Annotated in this window: 22 protein-coding genes; 5 read left to right on the top strand and 17 right to left on the bottom strand. The window is 72.6% G+C overall.

Annotated features, from left to right (window positions below; translation table 11 throughout):
- Nucleotides 1–92 precede the first annotated feature (92 nt).
- On the bottom strand, nucleotides 93–2,240 hold the full coding sequence (locus tag ASC54_RS06490; RefSeq protein ID WP_055897487.1) for an MMPL family transporter: 2,148 nt from the start codon (nucleotides 2,238–2,240) through the stop codon (nucleotides 93–95).
- A 102-nt stretch (nucleotides 2,241–2,342) separates the two neighbouring features.
- On the opposite strand from ASC54_RS06490, the gene ASC54_RS06485 reads away from it, so the two are divergent.
- On the top strand, nucleotides 2,343–2,912 hold the full coding sequence (locus ASC54_RS06485) for a MarR family winged helix-turn-helix transcriptional regulator (protein ID WP_156376746.1): 570 nt from the start codon (nucleotides 2,343–2,345) through the stop codon (nucleotides 2,910–2,912).
- Here the strand turns inward: ASC54_RS06485 and ASC54_RS06480 are convergent.
- The 8 genes from ASC54_RS06480 to rplS form a co-directional block, all read right to left on the bottom strand.
- A complete protein-coding gene (locus tag ASC54_RS06480; RefSeq protein WP_055898073.1) occupies nucleotides 2,909–3,835 on the bottom strand; it encodes a phosphodiesterase in 927 nt (308 codons plus the stop codon). The two genes, ASC54_RS06485 and ASC54_RS06480, sit on opposite strands and share 4 nt — an antisense overlap.
- Before the next feature lie 18 nt (nucleotides 3,836–3,853).
- Nucleotides 3,854–5,194, bottom strand: a complete 1,341-nt coding sequence (dprA, locus tag ASC54_RS06475) for a DNA-processing protein DprA (RefSeq protein ID WP_082514896.1) — start codon at nucleotides 5,192–5,194, stop codon at nucleotides 3,854–3,856.
- On the bottom strand, nucleotides 5,194–6,726 hold the full coding sequence (locus ASC54_RS06470) for a YifB family Mg chelatase-like AAA ATPase (protein WP_055898070.1): 1,533 nt from the start codon (nucleotides 6,724–6,726) through the stop codon (nucleotides 5,194–5,196). Before ASC54_RS06470 ends, dprA begins: the two co-directional genes overlap by 1 nt.
- Nucleotides 6,726–7,076: a YraN family protein gene (locus tag ASC54_RS06465; RefSeq protein WP_055856163.1), complete on the bottom strand. Its 351-nt coding sequence runs from the start codon at nucleotides 7,074–7,076 to the stop codon at nucleotides 6,726–6,728. Before ASC54_RS06465 ends, ASC54_RS06470 begins: the two co-directional genes overlap by 1 nt.
- A gap of 108 nt (nucleotides 7,077–7,184) precedes the next feature.
- Nucleotides 7,185–7,508: a DUF2469 family protein gene (locus tag ASC54_RS06460; RefSeq protein WP_055856165.1), complete on the bottom strand. Its 324-nt coding sequence runs from the start codon at nucleotides 7,506–7,508 to the stop codon at nucleotides 7,185–7,187.
- A gap of 10 nt (nucleotides 7,509–7,518) precedes the next feature.
- Complete coding sequence (locus ASC54_RS06455) at nucleotides 7,519–8,193, bottom strand: ribonuclease HII (RefSeq protein ID WP_055897484.1); 675 nt, start codon at nucleotides 8,191–8,193, stop codon at nucleotides 7,519–7,521.
- A 2-nt stretch (nucleotides 8,194–8,195) separates the two neighbouring features.
- Complete coding sequence (gene lepB, locus ASC54_RS06450; RefSeq protein ID WP_055856169.1) at nucleotides 8,196–8,978, bottom strand: signal peptidase I; 783 nt, start codon at nucleotides 8,976–8,978, stop codon at nucleotides 8,196–8,198.
- A gap of 137 nt (nucleotides 8,979–9,115) precedes the next feature.
- Entirely contained in the window at nucleotides 9,116–9,463 is a 348-nt protein-coding gene (gene rplS, locus ASC54_RS06445; protein WP_055856171.1) for a 50S ribosomal protein L19, read from the bottom strand.
- Nucleotides 9,464–9,679: 216 nt separating this feature from the next.
- Between rplS and ASC54_RS06440 the strand changes: the two genes are divergently transcribed.
- Entirely contained in the window at nucleotides 9,680–10,351 is a 672-nt protein-coding gene (locus ASC54_RS06440) for a TetR family transcriptional regulator (protein WP_162242498.1), read from the top strand.
- Nucleotides 10,351–11,118 carry a type I methionyl aminopeptidase gene (map, locus tag ASC54_RS06435; RefSeq protein WP_055897479.1) on the top strand — a complete coding sequence of 256 codons (768 nt, stop codon included), beginning with the start codon at nucleotides 10,351–10,353 and terminating at the stop codon, nucleotides 11,116–11,118. Before ASC54_RS06440 ends, map begins: the two co-directional genes overlap by 1 nt.
- A 6-nt stretch (nucleotides 11,119–11,124) precedes the next feature.
- Here map and ASC54_RS06430 read toward each other — a convergent pair whose 3' ends face one another.
- The 7 genes from ASC54_RS06430 to ASC54_RS06400 form a co-directional block, all read right to left on the bottom strand.
- The gene (locus ASC54_RS06430) at nucleotides 11,125–11,610 is read right to left on the bottom strand and encodes a hypothetical protein (protein WP_055897476.1); all 486 of its coding nucleotides are present in this window, start codon (nucleotides 11,608–11,610) and stop codon (nucleotides 11,125–11,127) included.
- Between the two features lie 2 nt (nucleotides 11,611–11,612).
- A complete protein-coding gene (trmD, locus tag ASC54_RS06425; protein WP_055856184.1) occupies nucleotides 11,613–12,296 on the bottom strand; it encodes a tRNA (guanosine(37)-N1)-methyltransferase TrmD in 684 nt (227 codons plus the stop codon).
- A 9-nt stretch (nucleotides 12,297–12,305) separates the two neighbouring features.
- On the bottom strand, nucleotides 12,306–12,974 hold the full coding sequence (rimM, locus tag ASC54_RS06420; protein ID WP_082514895.1) for a ribosome maturation factor RimM: 669 nt from the start codon (nucleotides 12,972–12,974) through the stop codon (nucleotides 12,306–12,308).
- A gap of 6 nt (nucleotides 12,975–12,980) precedes the next feature.
- Entirely contained in the window at nucleotides 12,981–13,217 is a 237-nt protein-coding gene (locus ASC54_RS06415; RefSeq protein WP_055897472.1) for an RNA-binding protein, read from the bottom strand.
- Between the two features lie 6 nt (nucleotides 13,218–13,223).
- Nucleotides 13,224–13,709 (bottom strand): 30S ribosomal protein S16, encoded by a 486-nt coding sequence (gene rpsP, locus ASC54_RS06410; protein WP_055897470.1) that lies wholly within the window; start codon nucleotides 13,707–13,709, stop codon nucleotides 13,224–13,226.
- Nucleotides 13,710–13,909: 200 nt separating this feature from the next.
- Nucleotides 13,910–14,701: an LLM class F420-dependent oxidoreductase gene (locus ASC54_RS06405; protein WP_055856190.1), complete on the bottom strand. Its 792-nt coding sequence runs from the start codon at nucleotides 14,699–14,701 to the stop codon at nucleotides 13,910–13,912.
- A 4-nt stretch (nucleotides 14,702–14,705) separates the two neighbouring features.
- The gene (locus ASC54_RS06400; RefSeq protein WP_055897467.1) at nucleotides 14,706–16,097 is read right to left on the bottom strand and encodes an amidase family protein; all 1,392 of its coding nucleotides are present in this window, start codon (nucleotides 16,095–16,097) and stop codon (nucleotides 14,706–14,708) included.
- A gap of 66 nt (nucleotides 16,098–16,163) precedes the next feature.
- Here ASC54_RS06400 and ASC54_RS06395 point away from each other — a divergent pair, with 66 nt between their 5' ends.
- Nucleotides 16,164–16,598 carry a hypothetical protein gene (locus tag ASC54_RS06395; protein WP_055897463.1) on the top strand — a complete coding sequence of 145 codons (435 nt, stop codon included), beginning with the start codon at nucleotides 16,164–16,166 and terminating at the stop codon, nucleotides 16,596–16,598.
- On the opposite strand, the gene ffh is transcribed toward ASC54_RS06395, so the two are convergent.
- Complete coding sequence (ffh, locus tag ASC54_RS06390) at nucleotides 16,595–18,199, bottom strand: signal recognition particle protein (protein WP_055897460.1); 1,605 nt, start codon at nucleotides 18,197–18,199, stop codon at nucleotides 16,595–16,597. The genes ASC54_RS06395 and ffh overlap by 4 nt on opposite strands.
- Nucleotides 18,200–18,258: 59 nt before the next feature.
- Here ffh and ASC54_RS06385 point away from each other — a divergent pair, with 59 nt between their 5' ends.
- Nucleotides 18,259–18,771, top strand: coding sequence for a gamma carbonic anhydrase family protein (locus ASC54_RS06385; RefSeq protein ID WP_055897458.1), 513 nt, complete (start codon nucleotides 18,259–18,261; stop codon nucleotides 18,769–18,771).
- Nucleotides 18,772–18,785: the final 14 nt, after the last annotated feature.

Genomic DNA, 18,785 nt, shown 5'->3' with positions numbered 1-18,785 from the left:
CACCCGCTCGTGCACTCCCCCAGCATGCGCCCTCGTACGAGCCCCCGCGACGGCGACAGGCCGGGACGGGGGCTCGCGACGACGGACGGGGCTCAGCCGGCGGCGACGGCCTCGCGCTCGGTCGGCGGGGCGTCCCCTGCGACCGCATCGGGCATCCGCTCGGCCTGGCCGTTCGCGCCGCGCGCGGCGGCCTCGGCGTCGGAGAGCTCGGGGCGGCGCGGCCACCAGAAGCGATCCCTGGCGATGAAGGCCATCGCCGGCACGATGACCGTGCGCACGAGGAGCGTGTCGATCAGGACGCCGATGCAGACGATCACGCCGACCTGGGTGAGGGTGATGAGCGGCAGCACGCCGAGCACCGCGAACACCGCCGCGAGCAGGATTCCCGCGCTCGTGATCACGCCGCCGGTGGCCGCGAGGGCGCGCACCATGCCCTCGGACGTCCCGAGCCTCGGGACCTCCTCCTTGGCGCGCGTGACGAGGAAGATCGAGTAGTCGACGCCGAGTGCGACGAGGAACAAGAAGCTGAACAGCAGCACGTTCGTGTCGACGCCGGGGAAGCCGAAGACCGTCTCGAACAGGATCGAGCCGATGCCGACCGCGCTGAAGAAGCTCGCCACGACGGCGAGCAGCAGCAGGACCGGAGCGAGCAGCGAGCGGAGGAGCACGATGAGCACGGCGAGCACGAGCACGAGGATGAGCGGGATCACCAGGTTCTGATCGCGCTGCTGGGCATCGCGCAGGTCGAGGCCCTCGGCGTCGATCCCGCCCACGAGACCGGAGCCGTCTCCGAGGTCGTCGAGCGCCAGCCGCAGATCGGAGATGATCGCGAACGCCTCCTGGCTCTCGGGGTCGGCGTCGAGCACGACGTCGAGCTGCGCGATGTCCTCATCAGCGGGCCCGGGTCGCACCTCGACCACGCCGTCGACCTTCGCGAGGCCCTCGCTCACCTCGGCGACGTCGTCGACGGGGACGATCACGGACGCGGGCGCGGTGCTGCCCGCCGAGAAGGCCTCCGCGAGGCGCTCCTGACCGAGGACGGCCTCGGGCTTGACGATGAAGCGATCGTTCTGCGAGAGCCCGACGTTGAGGGTCGTGAGCCCCGAGGCGAAGGCGCCGAGCACGGCGAAGCCCGCGATCGCGACGATCACCGGGCGCTTGCTGACAGCCCGGCCGAGCCTGCCCCAGGGGCTGCGCGAGACCGTGTCGGGGGTGCCGTAGCGGGGCACGAGGGGCCAGAAGAGCCAGCGGCCGAACAGCACGAGAGCGGCGGGCAGCACGAGCAGCGCGTAGGCCATCGCGACGACGATGCCGACGGCGCCGGCGAGTCCGAGCGAGCGGTTGCCCGAGAGCTCGCCGAACAGGAGGGTCGCGAGCGCGAGCGCGACGGTCGAGCCGCTCGCGATGATCGCCGGGCCGGCGCCGCGCAGGGCGACCGCCATGGCCTCGCGGCGATCCTGGTGGAGTCGCAGCTCGTCGCGATAGCGGGCGATGAGCAGGAGCGCGTAGTTCGTCCCCGCCCCGAAGACGAGGACGGAGAGGATGCCTGTGACCGAGCCGTCGAGGGTGATGCCGGCGGCATCCGCGACCAGGCGTGCGGCGATGCCGGCGATGAAGTCGGCGATGCCGACGACGGCGAGGGGGACGATCCAGAGGATCGGGCTGCGGTAGGTCACGATGAGCAGAACCGCGACGACGAGCGCCGTGACGCCGAGCAGGACGAAGTTGGCGCCCTCGAACACGGCCGAGATGTCGACGAGGAAGCCCTCGGCTCCCGTGAACCACACCTCGATGCCGTCGGGGAGACCGTCGGCGGCGATGGTGCGGATCTGCTCGGCCCGCTCGGCCTGGACCGAGACGCTCTCCTCGATCTCCAGCGGCACCGCCACGAGTGCCGTGGTGCCGTCCTCCGACACTGTCGGCGGCGGGACGACGCCGTCGAGCGCGATGTCACCCAGCTCGGCCGCGCGCTCGGAGATCGCGGCGATGTCGTCGGCGCTGAGCTCGCCGCTCTCGCGACCGAAGACCAGGATGCCGCTCGTGGAGTCGTCATCGCGGAACTGCTCCTGCAGCGTCGCCGCTCGGATCGACTCCGCCGAGTCGGGAAGGCCCACCGGCGGTGCGGAGTCGGCGGACTGATACCCGGCGATCACGACGAGCGCGACGGTCGCGGCGATCCCCGCGAGCAGCACGATCCAGGACGTTCGGGCGGCGGTGATGAAGCGCGAGATCGCGATCATGAGGCTCCTCAACGGGGTGCCGCACGGTCGGCGGCGGGGGACGGACTTATCTCGATCATCAAGATATTAGATCATCAAGCAATATAGCCGTAGAATGGCCGCGTGAGCGAATCGGTCGAGCAGCCCCCCGGCTCCGTGCCGCCCGCGGCCGCCGCGCAGCCGCCCGGCGCCGGGAGCTCGCACGCCGCGACGCTCCTACTGCGCGAGCTCCTCGACGTCACGGAGGACTTCGAGCGCTCCCTCGGCGATGACCTCTCCGTCAACCCGACCGATCTCAAGGCCATGCAGCACCTGATCGTGGCCGGCGCGCTGAGCCCCACCGCGCTGGCCGAGCGACTCGGGCTGTCGTCGGGCGCCGTCACCACCGTGATCGATCGCCTCGAAGGGCTCGGGCATGTGCGTCGCACCCCGAATCCCGACGACCGACGCGGCACTCTCGTGGTGCCCGAGCGCGCGTCGGTCGCGCGGGCGATGGGCCGGATCCTGCCGATGGTGAGCGAGGTCGACCGCACCATTCACGCCTTCGACGAGCAGGAGCAGGCCGTCATCACCCGGTATCTGGAGCGCGTGGTCGCGACCTACCGCGGCCACGCCGGCGCGTCCGACAGGACCCGCTCGTGGCGCGCGGATGCCCCGCCGCCGCCGAGCGCGGGCGCGAGCCCGACCCGCTAGCCCGAGGAGCTCGCCGCCTCGTTGAGGTTGAGGTGAGAGCTCTTGCTGGAGAGCTGCTCGAGCCGGACATCCGGGTCCATGCCCTCGATCATGGGCCGGTAGTCGCTCGAGAAACCCGTCGCCTCCGGGTGCGTGGCGAGCGGCACCGTCGAGCTGACGACGACTTCGTCGTAGACGTGGACGAGGTCGAACGACTGGCCGCCGTCGACCCCGGAGAGCAGCCGCCCGGCGTCGGCGCCGAGGTCGAGGGTGTAGCAGGTCGCGGAGGCGACGTGCACGGGAATGCCCGCGAAGGTCGAATGGGTCGAGTAGTGCAGGTGGCCGCCGAGGATGGCGCGGACGTCGGTGCCGCGCACGACCTCGGCGAGCTCGTCCTGCCGGTGCAGCTCGAGCACCGCCATGACCTCGAGCGGGGTCGGCACGGGCGGGTGGTGCAGGGCGAGGATGCTGCCGAGGGGCGCGGGCTCCGCGAGGACGCCTCGCAGCCACTCGAGCTGCGCGGGCTCGAGCTCGCCGTGGTGGTACCCCGGCACCGTGGTGTCGAGGGAGATAACGCGCAGGCCTGCGATGTCGTGCACGCGGTCTTGAGGGCGGTCGCTCGGCTCCTCGTCGAGCAGCAGGGAGGAGTACGCCTCGCGGTCGTCGTGGTTGCCCATGACCCACACGAGCTGAGCGCCCATGCGCCGGATGACCGGCTCGACCGCCGCGCGGAGGCGCCGGTAGGCGTCGGGCTCGCCGATGTCGGCGAGGTCGCCGGTGAACACGACCGCGTCGGGCGCGACCGACGAGGCCTCGAGCCGCTCGAGGGCCACGCGCAGGCGATCCTCGACCGGCACGGAGCCGTAGAGCGGGCGGCCCTCGCCGAGGAGGTGCGTGTCGGAGAGGTGCGCGATGACGCGCGACGCGGGTGGATGCTGGCCCATCTGGATCACGCGAGCAGGCTACTCCTTCGCCGTGAACGCGGTTCGCGTTCTCCCCGGTTCCGCGCACCTCACCCAGCCGTCGGCCTTCGCGGCGACGCGGTCCTCGAGCGCGAGGACGCCGAGCACGCTGCGGATCCGCGCCGAGGACTCGCCCACCGCGCGAGCGAGCTCGTCGACGGTCTGGGCACGGCGCGGTCGGAGCGCGTCGAGCACTCGCGTGACCATGCCGTCAGGGTCGGGGGCGGCGCGAGGTGCGCCGTCGGCGTCGCCGGCGACATGACCTCCCGCGCCGTGACCTAGACCGAGCCCGAGACCCCCGTGCAGCAGCTCCATCTGCTCCGCAACGCCGGTGATGCAGACGACCGGGCCCTCGCGCAGCATCGCGTGGCACCCGGCGCTCGAGGCGCTGGTCACGGGGCCGGGGACGACTCCGACGGGCCGGCCGAGCCCGAGAGCGTGGCGCGCCGTGCTCAGCGCCCCGGACCGGAGCCCCGCCTCCACGACGACCGTGGCCCCGGCGAGCGCCGCGATGCTCCTGTTGCGCTGCAGGAACCTCCAGCGCGTCGGCGCCGTGCCGCACGGCGCTTCGCTCACCACGACCCCCTGCTCGGCGATGCGGGTGAGCAGCGCCTCGTGGCCGGCCGGGTACAGGCGGTCCACACCCCCGGCGAGCACGGCGATCGTGTCGCCGCTCGACGCGAGCGCGGCGCGATGGGCCATCCCGTCGATGCCGTAGGCGCCGCCGGAGACCACCGTCGCCCCCTGTCGAACGGCGCCGGCGGCGAGCTCCATGGCGATGTGCTCGCCGTAGCCGGTCGCCGCCCGAGCGCCGACGAGCGCGACGCCCTGCCGCGAGAGCAGACCCGCCTCGCCCCGCGCCCACAGGGCGATCGGTGCGCACTCGCCGAGGTCATCGAGCGCGATCGGCCACTCGGCATCGTCGGGGATGACCAGTCGGGCGCGCACTCGGGCCGCAGACTCCAGCGCCCGGACGAGATCCGACTGACGTCGGCGGGGCAGCCATCGACCGAGAGCGCGCTCCGCGGCGGCCCCGGCGAGCTCGCCGTCGGTCGCGGCGGCGATCGTGGCCGGGGCGGGGCTCTCCAGGAGGAGGCGCGCCGCCTCCACCGCGCCGACGGCGCCGATCAGGACTCCCGCGGCGCCGTCCCCCGGCTCGACGATGACGCTCCACAGCGCTCGCGCCAGCACCTCGTCGCGATCTGCCCCTGCCTCGTGGGCGGCTCCTGCGCCGTCGCCGCCGTCGCCTCCGCCGCTCGACGCGCGCTCGAGCGCATCCTCGCGCCCCACGCCGCGCAGCAGAGCCGCGACGGCGCTCTCGGGCAGGCCCCAGTCGATCATCAGATCCCCTTCCGCAGGAACAGCGCCCGACCCACGTGGTCGGCGCGCGGGCGGTCGTCGCCCTCGAGGTCGGCGATGCTCCACGCCACGCGGAGCACGCGGTCGTAGCCGCGCATCGTCAGCCCGCCGCGCTCGAGGGCGCGGTCGAGCGCGGCGCGGTCGGGTGGCGCGAGGCGCCAGCGCGGGCTGCGCAGCGGCGTGCCGGGCACGTGGGCGTTGAGCGACCAGCCCTCGGCGCCCCAGCGCTCGCGGGTGCGGGCGCGAGCGGCGACGACGCGAGCGCGGGCCTCCGCCGTCGTGAGGGCCCCACCCTCGGCGCCCGTGAGCTGGACGGCGCCGACGCGACGCACGGTGAGCCGGAGATCGACGCGGTCGAGCAGGGGCCCGGAGAGCCGCGCGAGATAGCGTCGCCGCGCGTGGGGAGTGCACGTGCACTCGGCGTCGCCGGTGCCCGCCTGCCCGCATGGGCACGGGTTCGCGGCCAGGACGAGCTGGAAGCGCGCGGGGAAGCGCGCGACCGACCGAGCGCGGTGGATGGTGATCTCACCCGTCTCGAGCGGCTGACGCAGCGCGTCCAGAACCGCGGAGGGGAACTCCGGCGCCTCGTCGAGGAAGAGCACCCCGTGGGCGGCGCGCGAGATCGCGCCGGGGCGCACGAGCCCGCTGCCTCCGCCGACGAGCGAGGCCGTGGTCGCGCTGTGGTGCGGCGCCTCGAGGGGCGGGCGCGTCACGAGGCCCTCGCCGACCCCGAGCCCGGCGAGCGAGCGGACCGACGAGACCTCCACCGCGGCGTCGGCGTCGAGGTCGGGCAGCAGCCCGGGCAGTCGCGACGCGAGCAGGGTCTTCCCCGCCCCGGGCGGCCCGAGCATCATGAGGTGGTGGCCGCCGACCGCAGCCACCTGCAGCGCCTCGATCGCCTCGGGGTGGCCGATGACGTCGGAGAGATCGCCCTCGCTCGAGCGGGACTCGACGACCGGCGGCGACGGGATCGGGGCGACCGGCTCGGCCGGCGGGTCGATGTCGGCGCCGTGGACGGCGAGGACGTCGCGCAGCGTCGCGGCGGCGATGATGCGGATGCCCGGCACGAGCTCGGCCTCCGCCCGGTTGCCCCACGGCACGACCACGAGCCGCGCCCCGGCGCGCTTCGCGGCGAGGACCGCGGGCAGCACGCCCGCGACCGGGCGCAACCGGCCGTCGAGCCCGAGCTCGCCGATGTGCACGGTCTCCGCGACGTGGTCGAGCGCGAGCAGCCCCGTCGTCGCGATCGCGGCCACGGCGATGCCGACGTCGAACGCCGAGCCGTGCTTGGGCAGCGAGGCGGGCGAGAGGTTGACGGTGACCCGTCGGGCGGGCAGCTCGACCCCCGAGTTCGAGGCGGCCGACCGCACCCTGTCCTTCGCCTCGCCGAGGGCGGTGTCGGGCAGCCCGATGATGGTGAAGGCAGGCAGCCCGTTGGCGAGGTCGGCCTCGATCTCCACGAGCGATCCGTCCACGCCGGTGAGGGCGACGGCCCGCGTGCGCGCGACGGGCATCAGCACACCTGCCGCACGTGCTCGATCGTGATGCCGTCGCGGCCCGCGATCACGGCGACGGCGTCGATGCGAACCCGCCCGCCCGGCTCGTGCTCGGCACACCACGCACCCGCGAGCCGCCGCAGCCGGGCGAGCTTGACGGGCGTGATCGCGTCGAGCGGGTGCCCGAAGCCCAGCCCCGCTCGCGTCTTGACCTCGACGATCACGGTCGTCGCGGCATCCCTCGCGACGATGTCGATCTCGCCGGCGGAGCAGCGCCAGTTGCGCTCGACGATCTCGTAGCCCTGGTCGGTCAGGTGGTCGACCGCGAGCTGCTCGCCCGTGCGACCCAGTACGTCCTTGCGTGCCATCGGTTCCTCCTGGCAAGGAGGATGGCCGGGCAGCCGCACCGGCGAGGCGGGCGGTGCGCGATCAGGGGCGAGCGCGCCGGAGGGCGGCGATGGGGAGGAGCGGCGACGCTACTCGTCGAGCGCGAGCTCCTTGGGGAGCTTGAGCTCCTTCTTACCGAGCTCCTCGACGTTGACGTCCTTGAAGGTCAGCACCTTGACGCTCTTGACGAAGCGATCGCTGCGGTAGACGTCCCACACCCACACGTCGGTCAGCGTGAGCTCGAAGAAGAAGTCGCCGGCGACCTCGCGCACCACCTGGGTGACCTCGTTGGCGAGGTAGAAGCGCCGCTCGGTCTCGACCACGTACTGGAACTGCGAGACCACGTCACGGTACTCGCGGTACAGGGCGAGCTCGACCTCGCGGTCGTAGTCCTCGAATTCGTCGTCGTCCATCGCACGCAGTCTAGACCGAGATCGGCAGGGTCACCGCGGCGGGCGGCACCGAGCGCAGCCAGGTGCGGCGGTGGCGCTCGGTCGCTCCGTGCTCCGCGATCGCCGCGAAGTGGCCCGCGCTGCCGTAGCCCTTGTTGCCGGCCCACTCGTAGACGGGCCAGCGCTCGTGGTCGGCGATCATGAGCGCGTCGCGGTGCTGCTTCGCGACGACGGATGCTCCCGCCACGGCCGCGCAGTCGCGATCGGCCTTGACGCGCGTGATCACCCGCGGCGGCGAGACGAGCTCGGGGGTGAGCCAGTCATGGCTGCCGTCGAGGATGACGGAGGCGGCGGCCACGTCGACGCCCTGCTCGAAGAGCCGGATCAGCGCGCGGCGCCCCGCCAGGCCCAGCGCGGCGACGATGCCGAGGGCGTCGACCTCGGCCGGCTCGGCCTCGCCCACGGCGACCGCGAGCGCCCAGGAGCGGACGAGCGGCTCGACCGCGGCCCGGCGAGAGGCGCTGAGGAGCTTTGAGTCGCGCAGGCCCGCGGGAGCGGCATCCGCCACCGAGACGATCGCGCACGCGCCGACCGCGACGACGCCCGCGATGGCGCCGCGACCGACCTCGTCGATGCCGATGACGACGGGCGCGCCCGCCTCGAGGAGCGAGCGCTCGACGTCGAGCGTGGGGTCGGCGGGAGGCACCGCTACTCGGCCGGCACCTGGGCGTCGCCGACGCCGTCGAAGACGAGCGGGTAGTTGTCGAGCCAGGTCCAGCGGTCGATAGGCCAGCTGATGACGACCGCGCGCCCGACCACGTCGTCGAAGGGCACGAAGCCCTCGGTGAACGTGTCGCGGTTGTAGCGCGAGTCGGCGGAGTCCCACCGGTTGTCGCCCATGACCCACAGCGAGTCCGCGGGGACCTCGGCCTGGAAGTCGTCGGCGCTCACGGCCGTCGACCCGGCGGGCAGGCGCACGTAGGGCTCCTCCAGCGGCACGCCGTTCACGCTCATCTGGCCGAGGTCGTTGCAGCACACGACGCGGTCGCCCGGCAGCCCGATGACGCGCTTGACGAGGTGCTCGTCGCTGTCGGGGGCCGAGATGCCGACGATCGCGCCGAGCCAGTCGAGGGCCGCCTGCAGGGGCGGCGCCTCCGGCTGCGGAGCCGGGTTGAGCCACCCGCCCGGGTCGCGGAACACGACGACGTCGCCGCGCTCGATCGGCACGACCTCGGGAACGAGCTGGTTGACGATGATGCGGTCGTTCCGCACGAGCGTGTTCATCATCGAGTCGCTGGGGATGTAGAACGACCGGATCAGGAAGGTCTTGATGAGGAAGGAGATCAGCAGGGCGACGCCGACGATGATGACCACGTCGCGCAGGAAGAGGAGGATCCCGCGCCGACGACTCGTCCGTGCGTCGACCGTCTGCGCGGTGGCGTCGGAGGGCGGGGATGCCGCGTCCGTCGGCTGCGCTGCGTTCTCTGTCATGACTCCCCTGTGCCTCGCGTCCAGTCTAGGCGGCGCTCGGCTCTCGATTCCGATCGAGGCGCGCCGGGCATCCCGATGAGACGACGAAGGGCTCCGTCGGAGACCGACGGAGCCCGTGTCGAGAGTCGCTCGACAGCCTAGCTGTCGCGCTTCTCCTTGATCTTGGCCTTCTTGCCGCGCAGACCGCGCAGGTAGTAGAGCTTCGCGCGGCGGACGTCGCCACGGGTGACGACCTCGATGTGGTCGATGACCGGAGAGTGCACGGGGAAGGTGCGCTCGACGCCGACCTGGAAGCTGACCTTGCGGACGGTGAAGGTCTCGCGGACGCCCTCGTTCGAGCGGCCGATGACGACGCCCTGGAAGACCTGGATGCGCGAGCGGTTGCCTTCGACGATGTTCACGTGCACCTTGACGGTGTCGCCGGCGCGGAAGTCGGGGATGTCGGTGCGCAGGCTGGCCGCGTCGACGTGGTCGAGGATGTGCATGGCTGTTCGCTCTCTGCCACCGCCACAGGTCGATCGCGGTAGGAATGTGGTATCCGAAGAGTGGTTCTCGCCCCGTGGAACGACGGCTCCCCTGTGGCAGAACCGTGCCGAGGCACAAAGTGAAATGATGCCATACTGGGCGCCGTCCGGCCAATCCCGCGAGATCCGCGCCCGCCGCGACCCGCCGCGACCGCTTCTGAGGGGGAGATGTCGTCGATGACCGACGAAACGCAGGAACCGACGCTCGCGACCGACAAGGTCGTCATGCGCACCGAGCCGATCCAGCAGCGCAGCGCCGAGCGCATCGAGACCCTCCTCGACGCCGCCGCCGCGCTGATCGACGAGGGCGGCATCGACGGGGTCACGACGAGCGCCGTGGCCAAGAAGTCGAAGAGCTCGGTCGGCGTCGTGTACCGCTACTTCCCCAACATCCAGACCCTCCTCCGCGCGCTCGCGGTGCGCAACATGGACCGCTACGTCGAGCGGGTGCAGGAGAACGTCGCGAGCTCCCCGCCCGGCCCGTGGAGCTCGTTCGACCGGACGCTCGACATCTTCATCGAGATGAACCGCGACGAGCCCGGCTTCCGCGCGCTGCGGTTCGGCGACGTCATCGACCAGCGCTTCCTCAACCCCGAGCTCAGCAACAACTCGATCCTCGCCCGCGAGTTCGCCCGCCAGATCGGCGAGACGTACGACTTCGAGCCCGACGACGAGGTGGTCTTCCACGTCGAGGTCGCGATCGAGATGGCGAGCGGGCTGCTCGGTCGCGCATTCCAGCTCGACAAGGACGGCGACGAGCGCTTCATCGAGGCCACGCGCCGCCTGTGCACCGACTACCTGACCACGAACATCCCGCTGCCGGCCGAGCAGCCCCAGCCGAGGTCCTGATGATCGAACTGAGAACCCCCGACGAGATCGAGCAGATGCGCCCCGCCGGACGCTTCGTCGCGAGCGTGATCGAGGCCACGAGCCGCGCCGCCGCGGTCGGCGTCACCCTCCTGGAGCTCGACGCGCTGGCGCACGAGATGATCCGGGCCGAGGGCGCGGAGAGCTGCTACATCGACTACCACCCCTCCTTCGGCGGCTCGCCGTTCGGGAAGGTCATCTGCACCTCCGTCAACGACGCCGCCCTGCACGGGCTCCCCTTCGACTACGCGCTGCGCGACGGCGACGTGCTCTCGCTCGACTTCGCGGCCTCCGTCGACGGCTGGGTGTGCGACTCGGCGACGACCGTGATCGTGGGCACTCCCCGCGACGAGGATGCCCGGCTCATCGCCACGACGGAGCGCGCGCTCGCGGCGGGCATCGCGGCCGCGAGGCCCGGCAACCGCATGGGCGATGTCTCGGCCGCGATCGGCGACGTCGCGCACGACGCGGGTCTGCTGGTCAACCTCGATTTCGGCGGGCACGGCGTCGGCCGCACGATGCACGGCGACCCGCACGTACCCAACGACGGCCGCGCCGGACGCGGGCTCAAGCTCAAGGCGGGCCTCGTGATCGCGATCGAGCCGTGGTTCATCCACGACACCGACGAGATCTACACCGACGCCGACGGCTGGACGCTGCGGAGCCGCACCGGCGCGCGCGCCGCCCACGCGGAGCACACCGTCGCGATCACGGCCGACGGCCCGCTCGTGCTCACCGCCCGCGGCTGAGCCCGCTCAGACCCGCGGGGCGACCGAGACGACGCCGCCCGTGCCCGGGTGGTCGTCGAGGTCGGGGCGCGGCTCGCCCCCGAGCTCGCGCGGCGCTCGATGCGCACGGCGCTCGCGCACGGTCGTTCCTGCCATCGTCCAGCACGCCGCGACGGCGCCGACGATGAGCAGCGGCCACAGCAGGAAGCCCAGGAGCAGGGCGCCGGGCTCGAGCGAGGTGAGGGCGAGCAGGCCCGCGATGAGGAACTGGCCGGTGACGAGGATCTTCTCGACCGTGGTCAGCCGACGAGGCCGCCGACCCATCACGATCGTCTGATTGACGATCATCGACAGCGCCAGCCCCGGGTAGACGAACGAGGCGGTGATGAGCGCCTGGACCGAGGGGATGAGGTCGGTGCGATCGGCCGCCTGGAAGGCGGTCGCAGCGGCGAACCCCGTGAGGGCGAGGGCCGCGATGAGGGGTTGCGCGAGCATCCAGATCCGCTCGCCCATGGTCACTCCCCGCCGATCAGGTCGGGTCTGACCCGGCGCGTGCGCTCGAGCCGCTGCTCATGGCGCCACGCGTCGACCGCGCCGTGGTTCCCGCTCAGCAGAACGGGGGGCACGGCCCGATCGCGCCACACGGCGGGCTTGGTGTAGCTGGGGTACTCGAGGAGGCCCGACTCGTGGCTCTCCTCCTCCAGGCTCGCCGGGTTGCCGATGACACCGGGCACGAGTCGGCCGACGGCCTCGATGATCGCCATCGCCGCCACCTCCCCGCCGTTGAGCACGTAGTCGCCGAGGCTCACCTCGTGAACCTCGATGCGGTCAGCGTAGTGCTCGATCACCCGCTGGTCGATGCCCTCGTAGCGCCCGCAGGCGAAGACGAGGTGCCCGCGCGTCGCGAGCTCGCGGGCCGTCGCCTGCGTGAACGGATGCCCGGCCGGGCTCGGAACGATGAGCGTCGAGCGCTCCGTCACGAGGCCGTCGAGCACCTCGCCCCAGGGCTCGGGCTTCATGACCATTCCGGCACCGCCCCCGTAGGGGGTGTCGTCGACGGTGCGGTGACGGTCGTGGGCGGCGTCGCGCAGATCGTGCACGCGCACCTCGATGAGCCCGGTCTGGCGCGCCTTGCCGAGCAGGGACACGTCGAGGACCCCGAAGAACTCGGGGAAGATCGTGACGATGTCGACGCGCACGGCTCGAGCCTAGAGCTCGCGCTCCTCGGGCTCGGCGGCGTCCGCCTCGTCCGCGCCCGCGTGCTGCGGCGCATCCTCGTCCTGCGGCTCCGGCGCGTCGACCGGCGCGGCCGCCTCCTCCGGGAGGTCCTCCAGGAGCCCCGGCGGCGGAGTGATGGTGACGACGCCGGCGGCGATGTCGACCGCGGGCACGATCGCCGACACGAAGGGCACGAGAACCTCGCGCTCGCCGGTGTCGATCACGAGGAGGTCCTGCGCGGGGAAGTGCTCGACGCGCACGACGCGACCGACCTCCTCGCCGTCGCGCTGCGCGCGGAGACCGACGAGCTGGAAGTCGTACCAGGCGTCCTCCTCCGGCTCCTCCTCGGCGTCCTGGTCGATCCAGAGGATCGCCTTGACGAGCGATTCGGCGGCCGTGCGGTCGGCGACGCCTTCGAAGAAGCCGACCGGCTGGCCGTTGTACCAGCGCAGCTCGGCGAGAGTCAGCGTCGAGCCGTGCCAGGGCGAGCTCGTCGGAACCTGGAGCGTGAAGACGGCTCCCGGGGTGAACCGACGATCGGGGTCGTCGGTGTAGAGCTCGAGCTTGAGGGCGCCCTTGAGCCCGTGCGCCTTCACGAGGCGGCCGACCCGCAGCTGCTGGGTCGACGCGTCGGGACGGGGGATCTTCACCTCGGCCACGATCGCCTAGGCGTCGGTGTCGACGACGTCGACGCGCACCCGGCGACCGTCGGCGAGCGACGAGATCACGGTGCGCAGGGCCTTGGCGGTGCGTCCGCCGCGGCCGATGACGCGGCCGAGGTCCTCGGGGTGCACGCGCACCTCGAGGACCTCGCCGCGACCCGTGCTCTGCGCGACGACAGCGACATCGTCAGGGTGATCGACGATCCCCTTGACCAGATGCTCCAGCGTGTCAGCGAGCACGATGCGTCAGGCCTTGTCGGCCTCGGCGGCGTCGGCCGCGGGGGCCTCCGCCTCGACGGCCTCGGGGGCCTCGACGACCTCGGCCTCGGCCGACTCGGTCTCGGCGGGCGCCTCGGCGACGGGGGCCTCCTCGGCCTTCTTCTCGGCCTTGGGCTTCAGGACGGGCTTCTTGGCGGCGTCGAACTGGAACGCCTCCTTCGGCTCCGCGTAGCGGACGGTGCTCTTCGCACCCTTCTCGCCCTTGAACGTGCCCCAGTCGCCGGTGAGCTTCAGCAGCGCGGTGACCTGCTCGGTCGGCTGGGCGCCGACGCTGAGCCAGTACTGCGCGCGGGCCGAGTCGACCTCGATGACCGAGGGCTCCTCGGTGGGGTGGTACTTGCCGATCTCCTCGATGACGCGACCATCGCGCTTGGTGCGCGAGTCGGCGACGACGATGCGGTAGTACGGCGCACGGATCTTGCCCATGCGCTTGAGACGGATCTTGACAGCCACGATTCTCCAGAAGTGTGAACGGGGTGAGTCGACGCCGGTTGCGTGGGGCACACTCGGCGCGAAAGCTCGGAAGGGTTGCTCGCTGGCCTGATTAGAGGGTCGGGCGCGCGAGCACTCGACCGCCTATTCTTGCAGATTCCGCGGGCGGTCGCCTACCGCCCGCATTCGCGACCGCGATCGGGGCCGCGGGCGACGGATGCTCAGCGCGAGCCGTCCCTCCAGGCGAGCCAGTCGCGCACGGGCGCGAGGTCGTAGTCCGGCCCCGTGAGCCCGATCGTGAAGAGACTCGCCCCGAGGCCGCGCAGCTCGTCAGCCTCTGCTGACGATTTCCGCCCGAGCTCGACGGAGATCTCGATCGTGCCGGGGTCGCGACCGACGTCGGAGCAGTGGCCGGCGAGGATGCCGAGCTTCCTCTCCAGAGTCTCGGCGTCGCTGAAGCTGTGCCAGATGCTCGCGTGCTCGGCGACCATGCGGAGGGTCTTCCTCTCGCCCCCGCCGCCGATGAGGATGGGGATGTCGCGCGTGGGCGGCGGGTTGAGCCTCGTCCACCGGTCGCGGATGATCGGCAGGTCGCGCGCGAGATCGTTGAGCCGCGAGCCGACCGTGCCGAACTCGTAGCCGTACTCGGCGTAGTCGCGCTCGAACCAGCCGGAGCCGGTGCCGAAGATGAAGCGGCCCGTGCCGGTTCCCTTGGCGCTGATGCGATCGATCGTGCGGGCCATGTCGGCCTGCAGGTTGGGGTTGCGGTACGAGTTGCAGTTGACGAGGGCGCCGAGCTCGATGCGGCTCGTCTGCTCGGCGATCGCCGCGAGCATCGTCCACGACTCGAAGTGCAGGCCGTCGGGCTCGCCGTAGAGCGGATAGAAGTGGTCCCAGTTGAAGACGATGTCGACGCCGAGCTCCTCCAGCTCGGTGACGCGATCGCGGATGAGCTCGTACGGCGCGTGCTGGGGCTGCAGCTGAACCCCGATGCGGATGGGTCGCATGGTCATGCCCTCAGACTACGGTCGACGCCGCCGGGGAGGCGGTGCGCTCCCAGGGCGCGAGGAGCTCGAGCTCGGCGGCGACGGCGAGCAGGAGCGCCTCCCCCGCGCCGTCCGCGGCCGGGCGGGCGACGAGCTGCACCGCGAGCGGCACGGCCGCCTCCGGGTGCCACCCGGCGGGAACGACCGCGGCCGGCCAGCCGAGCAGGTTCCACAGGGCGGCGTAGGGCGCGTACCCGATGCTGGAGCGCAGGTTCGCGATCCATCCGCGCCGGTGCCAGCCCTCGGCATCCGGCCCCGGCTGCGCGAGCGCCGGCGTCAGCACGACGTCGACATCGGCGGTCGCCGCAGTGACGCGAGCCCGCAGCCGGTCGACGGGGCCGGGCCGCAGGGCGCCGAGGCGCTCGAGCACGCGCCCGGCCCGGACGTGCGCCCGCACGCGCGGCTCGAGCAGGCGGTCGTCGAGCCCGAGATGCGCGGCGTCGGCGGCGGCCCCCGCGAACCAGCGCGCGAGCACCGGAAGCGGGTCGGCGGGGTAGGGAAGGGCGAGCTCGACGACCTCGTGCCCCGCCGCGGCGAGCGTGGCGGCCGTGCGACGGGCGGCCGCCTCCCAGCGCGGATCGAGCCGGGCGAGAGGGGTGGGGATGCCCGGGGCGAGCCCGATGCGCAGACGGCGGTCGGGCGGCGCGACGTCGGCGAGGGCGGGGCGGCCCGCCATGACCGCGAGCAGGAGAGCGGCATCCGCCACGGTCGTCGCGAGCGGGCCGTTCTCGCTCATCCCGAACCAGCTGTCGGCGCCCATCTCCGCGGGCACGAGCCCCGCGCCGGGCTTGAGCCCCACGAGAGCGCAATTGGCGGCGGGGATCCGGATCGAGCCCATGCCGTCGGCCGCGTGGGCGACCGCCACCATGCCGCTCGCGACCGCGGAGGCCGAGCCGCCGGAGGAGCCGCCGGCGGTGCGGGTCGGGTTCCAGGGGTTGCGCGTCGTGCCGTGCACGGAGTCGGTGGTCCCGAACACGCACAGCTCGGGCACGCGCGTGAGGCCGACGACGACGGCGCCCGCGGCGCGCAGCCGCGCGACGACCTCGTGGTCGGCCAGGCTCGGCGCGGCGCTGGTCGCGGCGCTGCCCTCGAGCATCGGCTCGCCCGCGACGGGGATGTTGTCCTTGATCGCGATCGGCACGCCCGCGAGCGGGAGGTCCTCCCCCGCCGCCAGGCGCGCATCCACCTCGGCGGCCTCCGCGAGCGCGCGCTCGGCGCGGACGAGCTGGAAGGCGCCGAGCTGCGGGTCGAGCGCGGCGATGCGGGCGAGGGCGGCACGGGTCTCGGCGAGGGCCGTGGTTGCGCCGGCGCGCACGGCGGCGGCGGTCGCGACGGCGGACTCCGCGGCGGCGGGGAGGCTCATGGCTTCACCCTAAGTCGACGCGCGGCTCCCAGCCGCGGCAGGGGCGCGCCGCACCAGAATCGAGCGATGAGTGACGCACGGGAGCCCGGAACCAGCTGGCCGCAGCGACTCACGCGCTGGGCCCTCGGGGGCGCGCTCGCGTTCGCGGGCGTCAGCCACCTGACCTACGGGCGCGAGGAGTTCCTCGCCCAGGTGCCGCCGTGGCTGCCGGTCGACGCCGACCTCGTCGTGCTCGGCTCCGGCGTCGTAGAGATCGGGCTCGGCCTCGCTCTCATCGTGCTCGGGCAGTGGCGCGTCGCCGTCGGCTGGGCGACGGCGCTGTTCTTCCTCGCGATCTTCCCCGGCAACATCGCGCAGTTCACCGAAGGTCGTGACGGCTTCGGTCTCGACACCGATGTCGCGCGGGGCATCCGGCTGCTCTTCCAGCCCGTCCTCGTCGCGTGGGCGCTGTGGTCGACGGGCGCCTGGCGCGCCTGGCGGGACTCCGCTCGGACGCGCTAGCGGCCGAGGAACTTCTGCAGAGCGGCGAGCTCCTCCGGCGTCGGCTCGGTGCCGCCCGCGGCGCCCGCTCCCCCGGCGCCGCCGAGGCCTCCGAGCCCGAAGCCCGAGCCGGCCGCCGCACCGGCGGGGCGCACGCCCTGAGCGCGAGCGGCCTCCTCGGCCGCGCGCTTGGCGGGGTTGCCCGACTTGGAGCCGCCCTTGCCCTTCTTCTTCGCCGCGGCCTTGCGCGCGCTCGCCGCTCCGCCTCCGCCGCCCATGCCCGGGATGGGCCCCATGCCCGGGACGTTCGGCACGCCGCCCTTGGCGACGGTCTTCATCATCTTCGCCGCCTGCTCGAAGCGGTTCACGAGGGCGTTGACCTCGGTCACGGTCGTGCCCGAACCGCGCGCGATGCGCAGGCGGCGCGAGCCGTTGAGGAGCTTGGGCGTGCGGCGCTCGGCGAGCGTCATCGACTGGATGATCGCCTCAGTGCGGGTGAGCTCGCTCTCGTCGAAGTTGTCGAGCTGCTCGCGCATGCCGCGGGCTCCGGGGAGCATCCCCAGCATGCTCTTGATCGAGCCCATCTTCTTGAGCTGCTGCATCTGGGCGAGGAAGTCCTCGAGGGTGAAGCTGTCGGTCGCGAACTTCTCAGCGACCTTCTGGGCCTCGTCCTGGTCGAAGGCCTTCTGCGCCTGCTCGATGAGGCTGAGGATGTCGCCGAGGTCGAGGATGCGGCTCGCCATGCGGTCGGGGTGGAAGGGCTCGAAGTCGTCGAGGCCCTCGCCCGTCGAGGCGAACATGATCGGGCGACCGGTCACCGAGGCGACGGAGAGCGCGGCACCGCCGCGCGCGTCGCCATCCAGCTTCGACAGCACGACGCCCGTGAAGTCGACGCCCTCCTGGAAGGCCTGGGCCGTGGCGACCGCGTCCTGACCGATCATCGCGTCGATGACGAAGAGCACCTCGTCGGGGTCGACGGCCTTTCGGATGCTCGCGGCCTGCGTCATGAGCTCGGCGTCGACGCCGAGGCGGCCGGCCGTGTCGACGATCACGACGTCGTGCAGGCGCGTCCGGGCGAACTGGACGGCGTCCCTCGCGACGCGCACCGGGTCGCCGACGCCGTTGCCGGGCTCGGGGGCGAACACCGCGGCGCCGGCCTGCTCGCCGACGACCTGCAGCTGCGTGACGGCGTTGGGGCGCTGGAGGTCGGCGGCGACGAGCAGGGGGGTGTGGCCCTGGCCCTTGAGCCACTTGGCGAGCTTGCCCGCGAGGGTCGTCTTGCCGGCGCCCTGGAGGCCCGCGAGCATGATGACGGTCGGCGGGTTCTTCGCGAACTCCAGGCGACGCTGCTCGCCGCCGAGGATCGCCACGAGCTCCTCGTTGACGATCTGCACGACCTGCTGCGCGGGGTTGAGCGCCTTGTTGACCTCGTCGCCGAGCGCGCGCTCGCGGACCGTATTCGTGAAGTCCTTGACGACGGGCAGCGCGACGTCGGCGTCGAGCAGCGCGCGCCGGATCTCGCGGACGGTCTTGTCGACGTCGGCCGGGCTCAGCTTGCCCTTCGTGCGGAGGGCGCTGAACGTCTGAGTCAGCCGGTCGGAGAGGGTGCCGAAGGTCGCCATGATCCGCCCATTCTAGAAGGGCCCGTCTGGTTGACTGGAGGCGAGAGCGAGGAGGCGGGATGCGACGGCGCATTTTCGGCAGGGAGCCCGCGGTCGACGAGCGGGCGTGGATCGCCCCCACGGCGGTGCTCATCGGCGATGTCACGGTGCACCCGGGCGCGAGCGTCTTCTACGGCGCCGTGCTCCGCGGCGATCGCGCCGCGATCGTCCTCGGGGAGGACTCCAACCTCCAGGACTCGGTGACGGTGCACTGCGACCCGGGCACGCCGACGATCGTCGGCCGACGGGTCAGCGTCGGCCACGCCGCCGTACTCCACGGCTGCACGATCGAGGACGACTGCCTCATCGGCATGAGCGCGACGGTGCTCAACCGGGCGGTCATCGGCAGCGAGTCCCTCGTCGCGGCGGGCGCGGTCGTGCTCGAGGACACCGTCGTGCCGCCCCGATCGCTCGTCTCCGGCGTGCCCGCGAAGGTGCGGCGCGCGCTCACGGACGACGAGGTGGCGGGCATCCGTCGCAATGCCGACACCTATCTCATGCTCTCGCGGGAGCACGCGGCGATCGAGGACTGAGCGCGCGGGGTCCG

This window comes from Yonghaparkia sp. Root332, from assembly GCF_001425665.1.
Taxonomy (GTDB): domain Bacteria; phylum Actinomycetota; class Actinomycetes; order Actinomycetales; family Microbacteriaceae; genus Microcella.
The sequence above is the reverse complement of the archived record's forward strand: the minus strand, read 5'-3'. Positions and strand labels throughout refer to the sequence as shown.

Bases quoted from the DNA above. Each gene is read 5' to 3' on its own strand.
- ASC54_RS06400 (WP_055897467.1), bottom strand. From the start codon at position 16,097: ATGAGCCTCCCCGCCGCCGCGGAGTCCGCCGTCGCGACCGCCGCCGCC.
- ASC54_RS06490 (WP_055897487.1), bottom strand. From the start codon at position 2,240: ATGATCGCGATCTCGCGCTTCATCACCGCCGCCCGAACGTCCTGGATC.
- ASC54_RS06460 (WP_055856165.1), bottom strand. From the start codon at position 7,508: ATGGACGACGACGAATTCGAGGACTACGACCGCGAGGTCGAGCTCGCC.
- ASC54_RS06430 (WP_055897476.1), bottom strand. From the start codon at position 11,610: ATGGGCGAGCGGATCTGGATGCTCGCGCAACCCCTCATCGCGGCCCTC.
- ffh (WP_055897460.1), bottom strand. From the start codon at position 18,199: ATGGCGACCTTCGGCACCCTCTCCGACCGGCTGACTCAGACGTTCAGC.
- ASC54_RS06440 (WP_162242498.1), top strand. From the start codon at position 9,680: ATGACCGACGAAACGCAGGAACCGACGCTCGCGACCGACAAGGTCGTC.
- ASC54_RS06395 (WP_055897463.1), top strand. From the start codon at position 16,164: ATGAGTGACGCACGGGAGCCCGGAACCAGCTGGCCGCAGCGACTCACG.
- ASC54_RS06470 (WP_055898070.1), bottom strand. From the start codon at position 6,726: ATGCCCGTCGCGCGCACGCGGGCCGTCGCCCTCACCGGCGTGGACGGA.
- ASC54_RS06465 (WP_055856163.1), bottom strand. From the start codon at position 7,076: ATGGCACGCAAGGACGTACTGGGTCGCACGGGCGAGCAGCTCGCGGTC.
- dprA (WP_082514896.1), bottom strand. From the start codon at position 5,194: ATGATCGACTGGGGCCTGCCCGAGAGCGCCGTCGCGGCTCTGCTGCGC.
- map (WP_055897479.1), top strand. From the start codon at position 10,351: ATGATCGAACTGAGAACCCCCGACGAGATCGAGCAGATGCGCCCCGCC.
- lepB (WP_055856169.1), bottom strand. From the start codon at position 8,978: ATGACAGAGAACGCAGCGCAGCCGACGGACGCGGCATCCCCGCCCTCC.
- rplS (WP_055856171.1), bottom strand. From the start codon at position 9,463: ATGCACATCCTCGACCACGTCGACGCGGCCAGCCTGCGCACCGACATC.
- ASC54_RS06480 (WP_055898073.1), bottom strand. From the start codon at position 3,835: ATGGGCCAGCATCCACCCGCGTCGCGCGTCATCGCGCACCTCTCCGAC.
- ASC54_RS06385 (WP_055897458.1), top strand. From the start codon at position 18,259: ATGCGACGGCGCATTTTCGGCAGGGAGCCCGCGGTCGACGAGCGGGCG.
- ASC54_RS06405 (WP_055856190.1), bottom strand. From the start codon at position 14,701: ATGACCATGCGACCCATCCGCATCGGGGTTCAGCTGCAGCCCCAGCAC.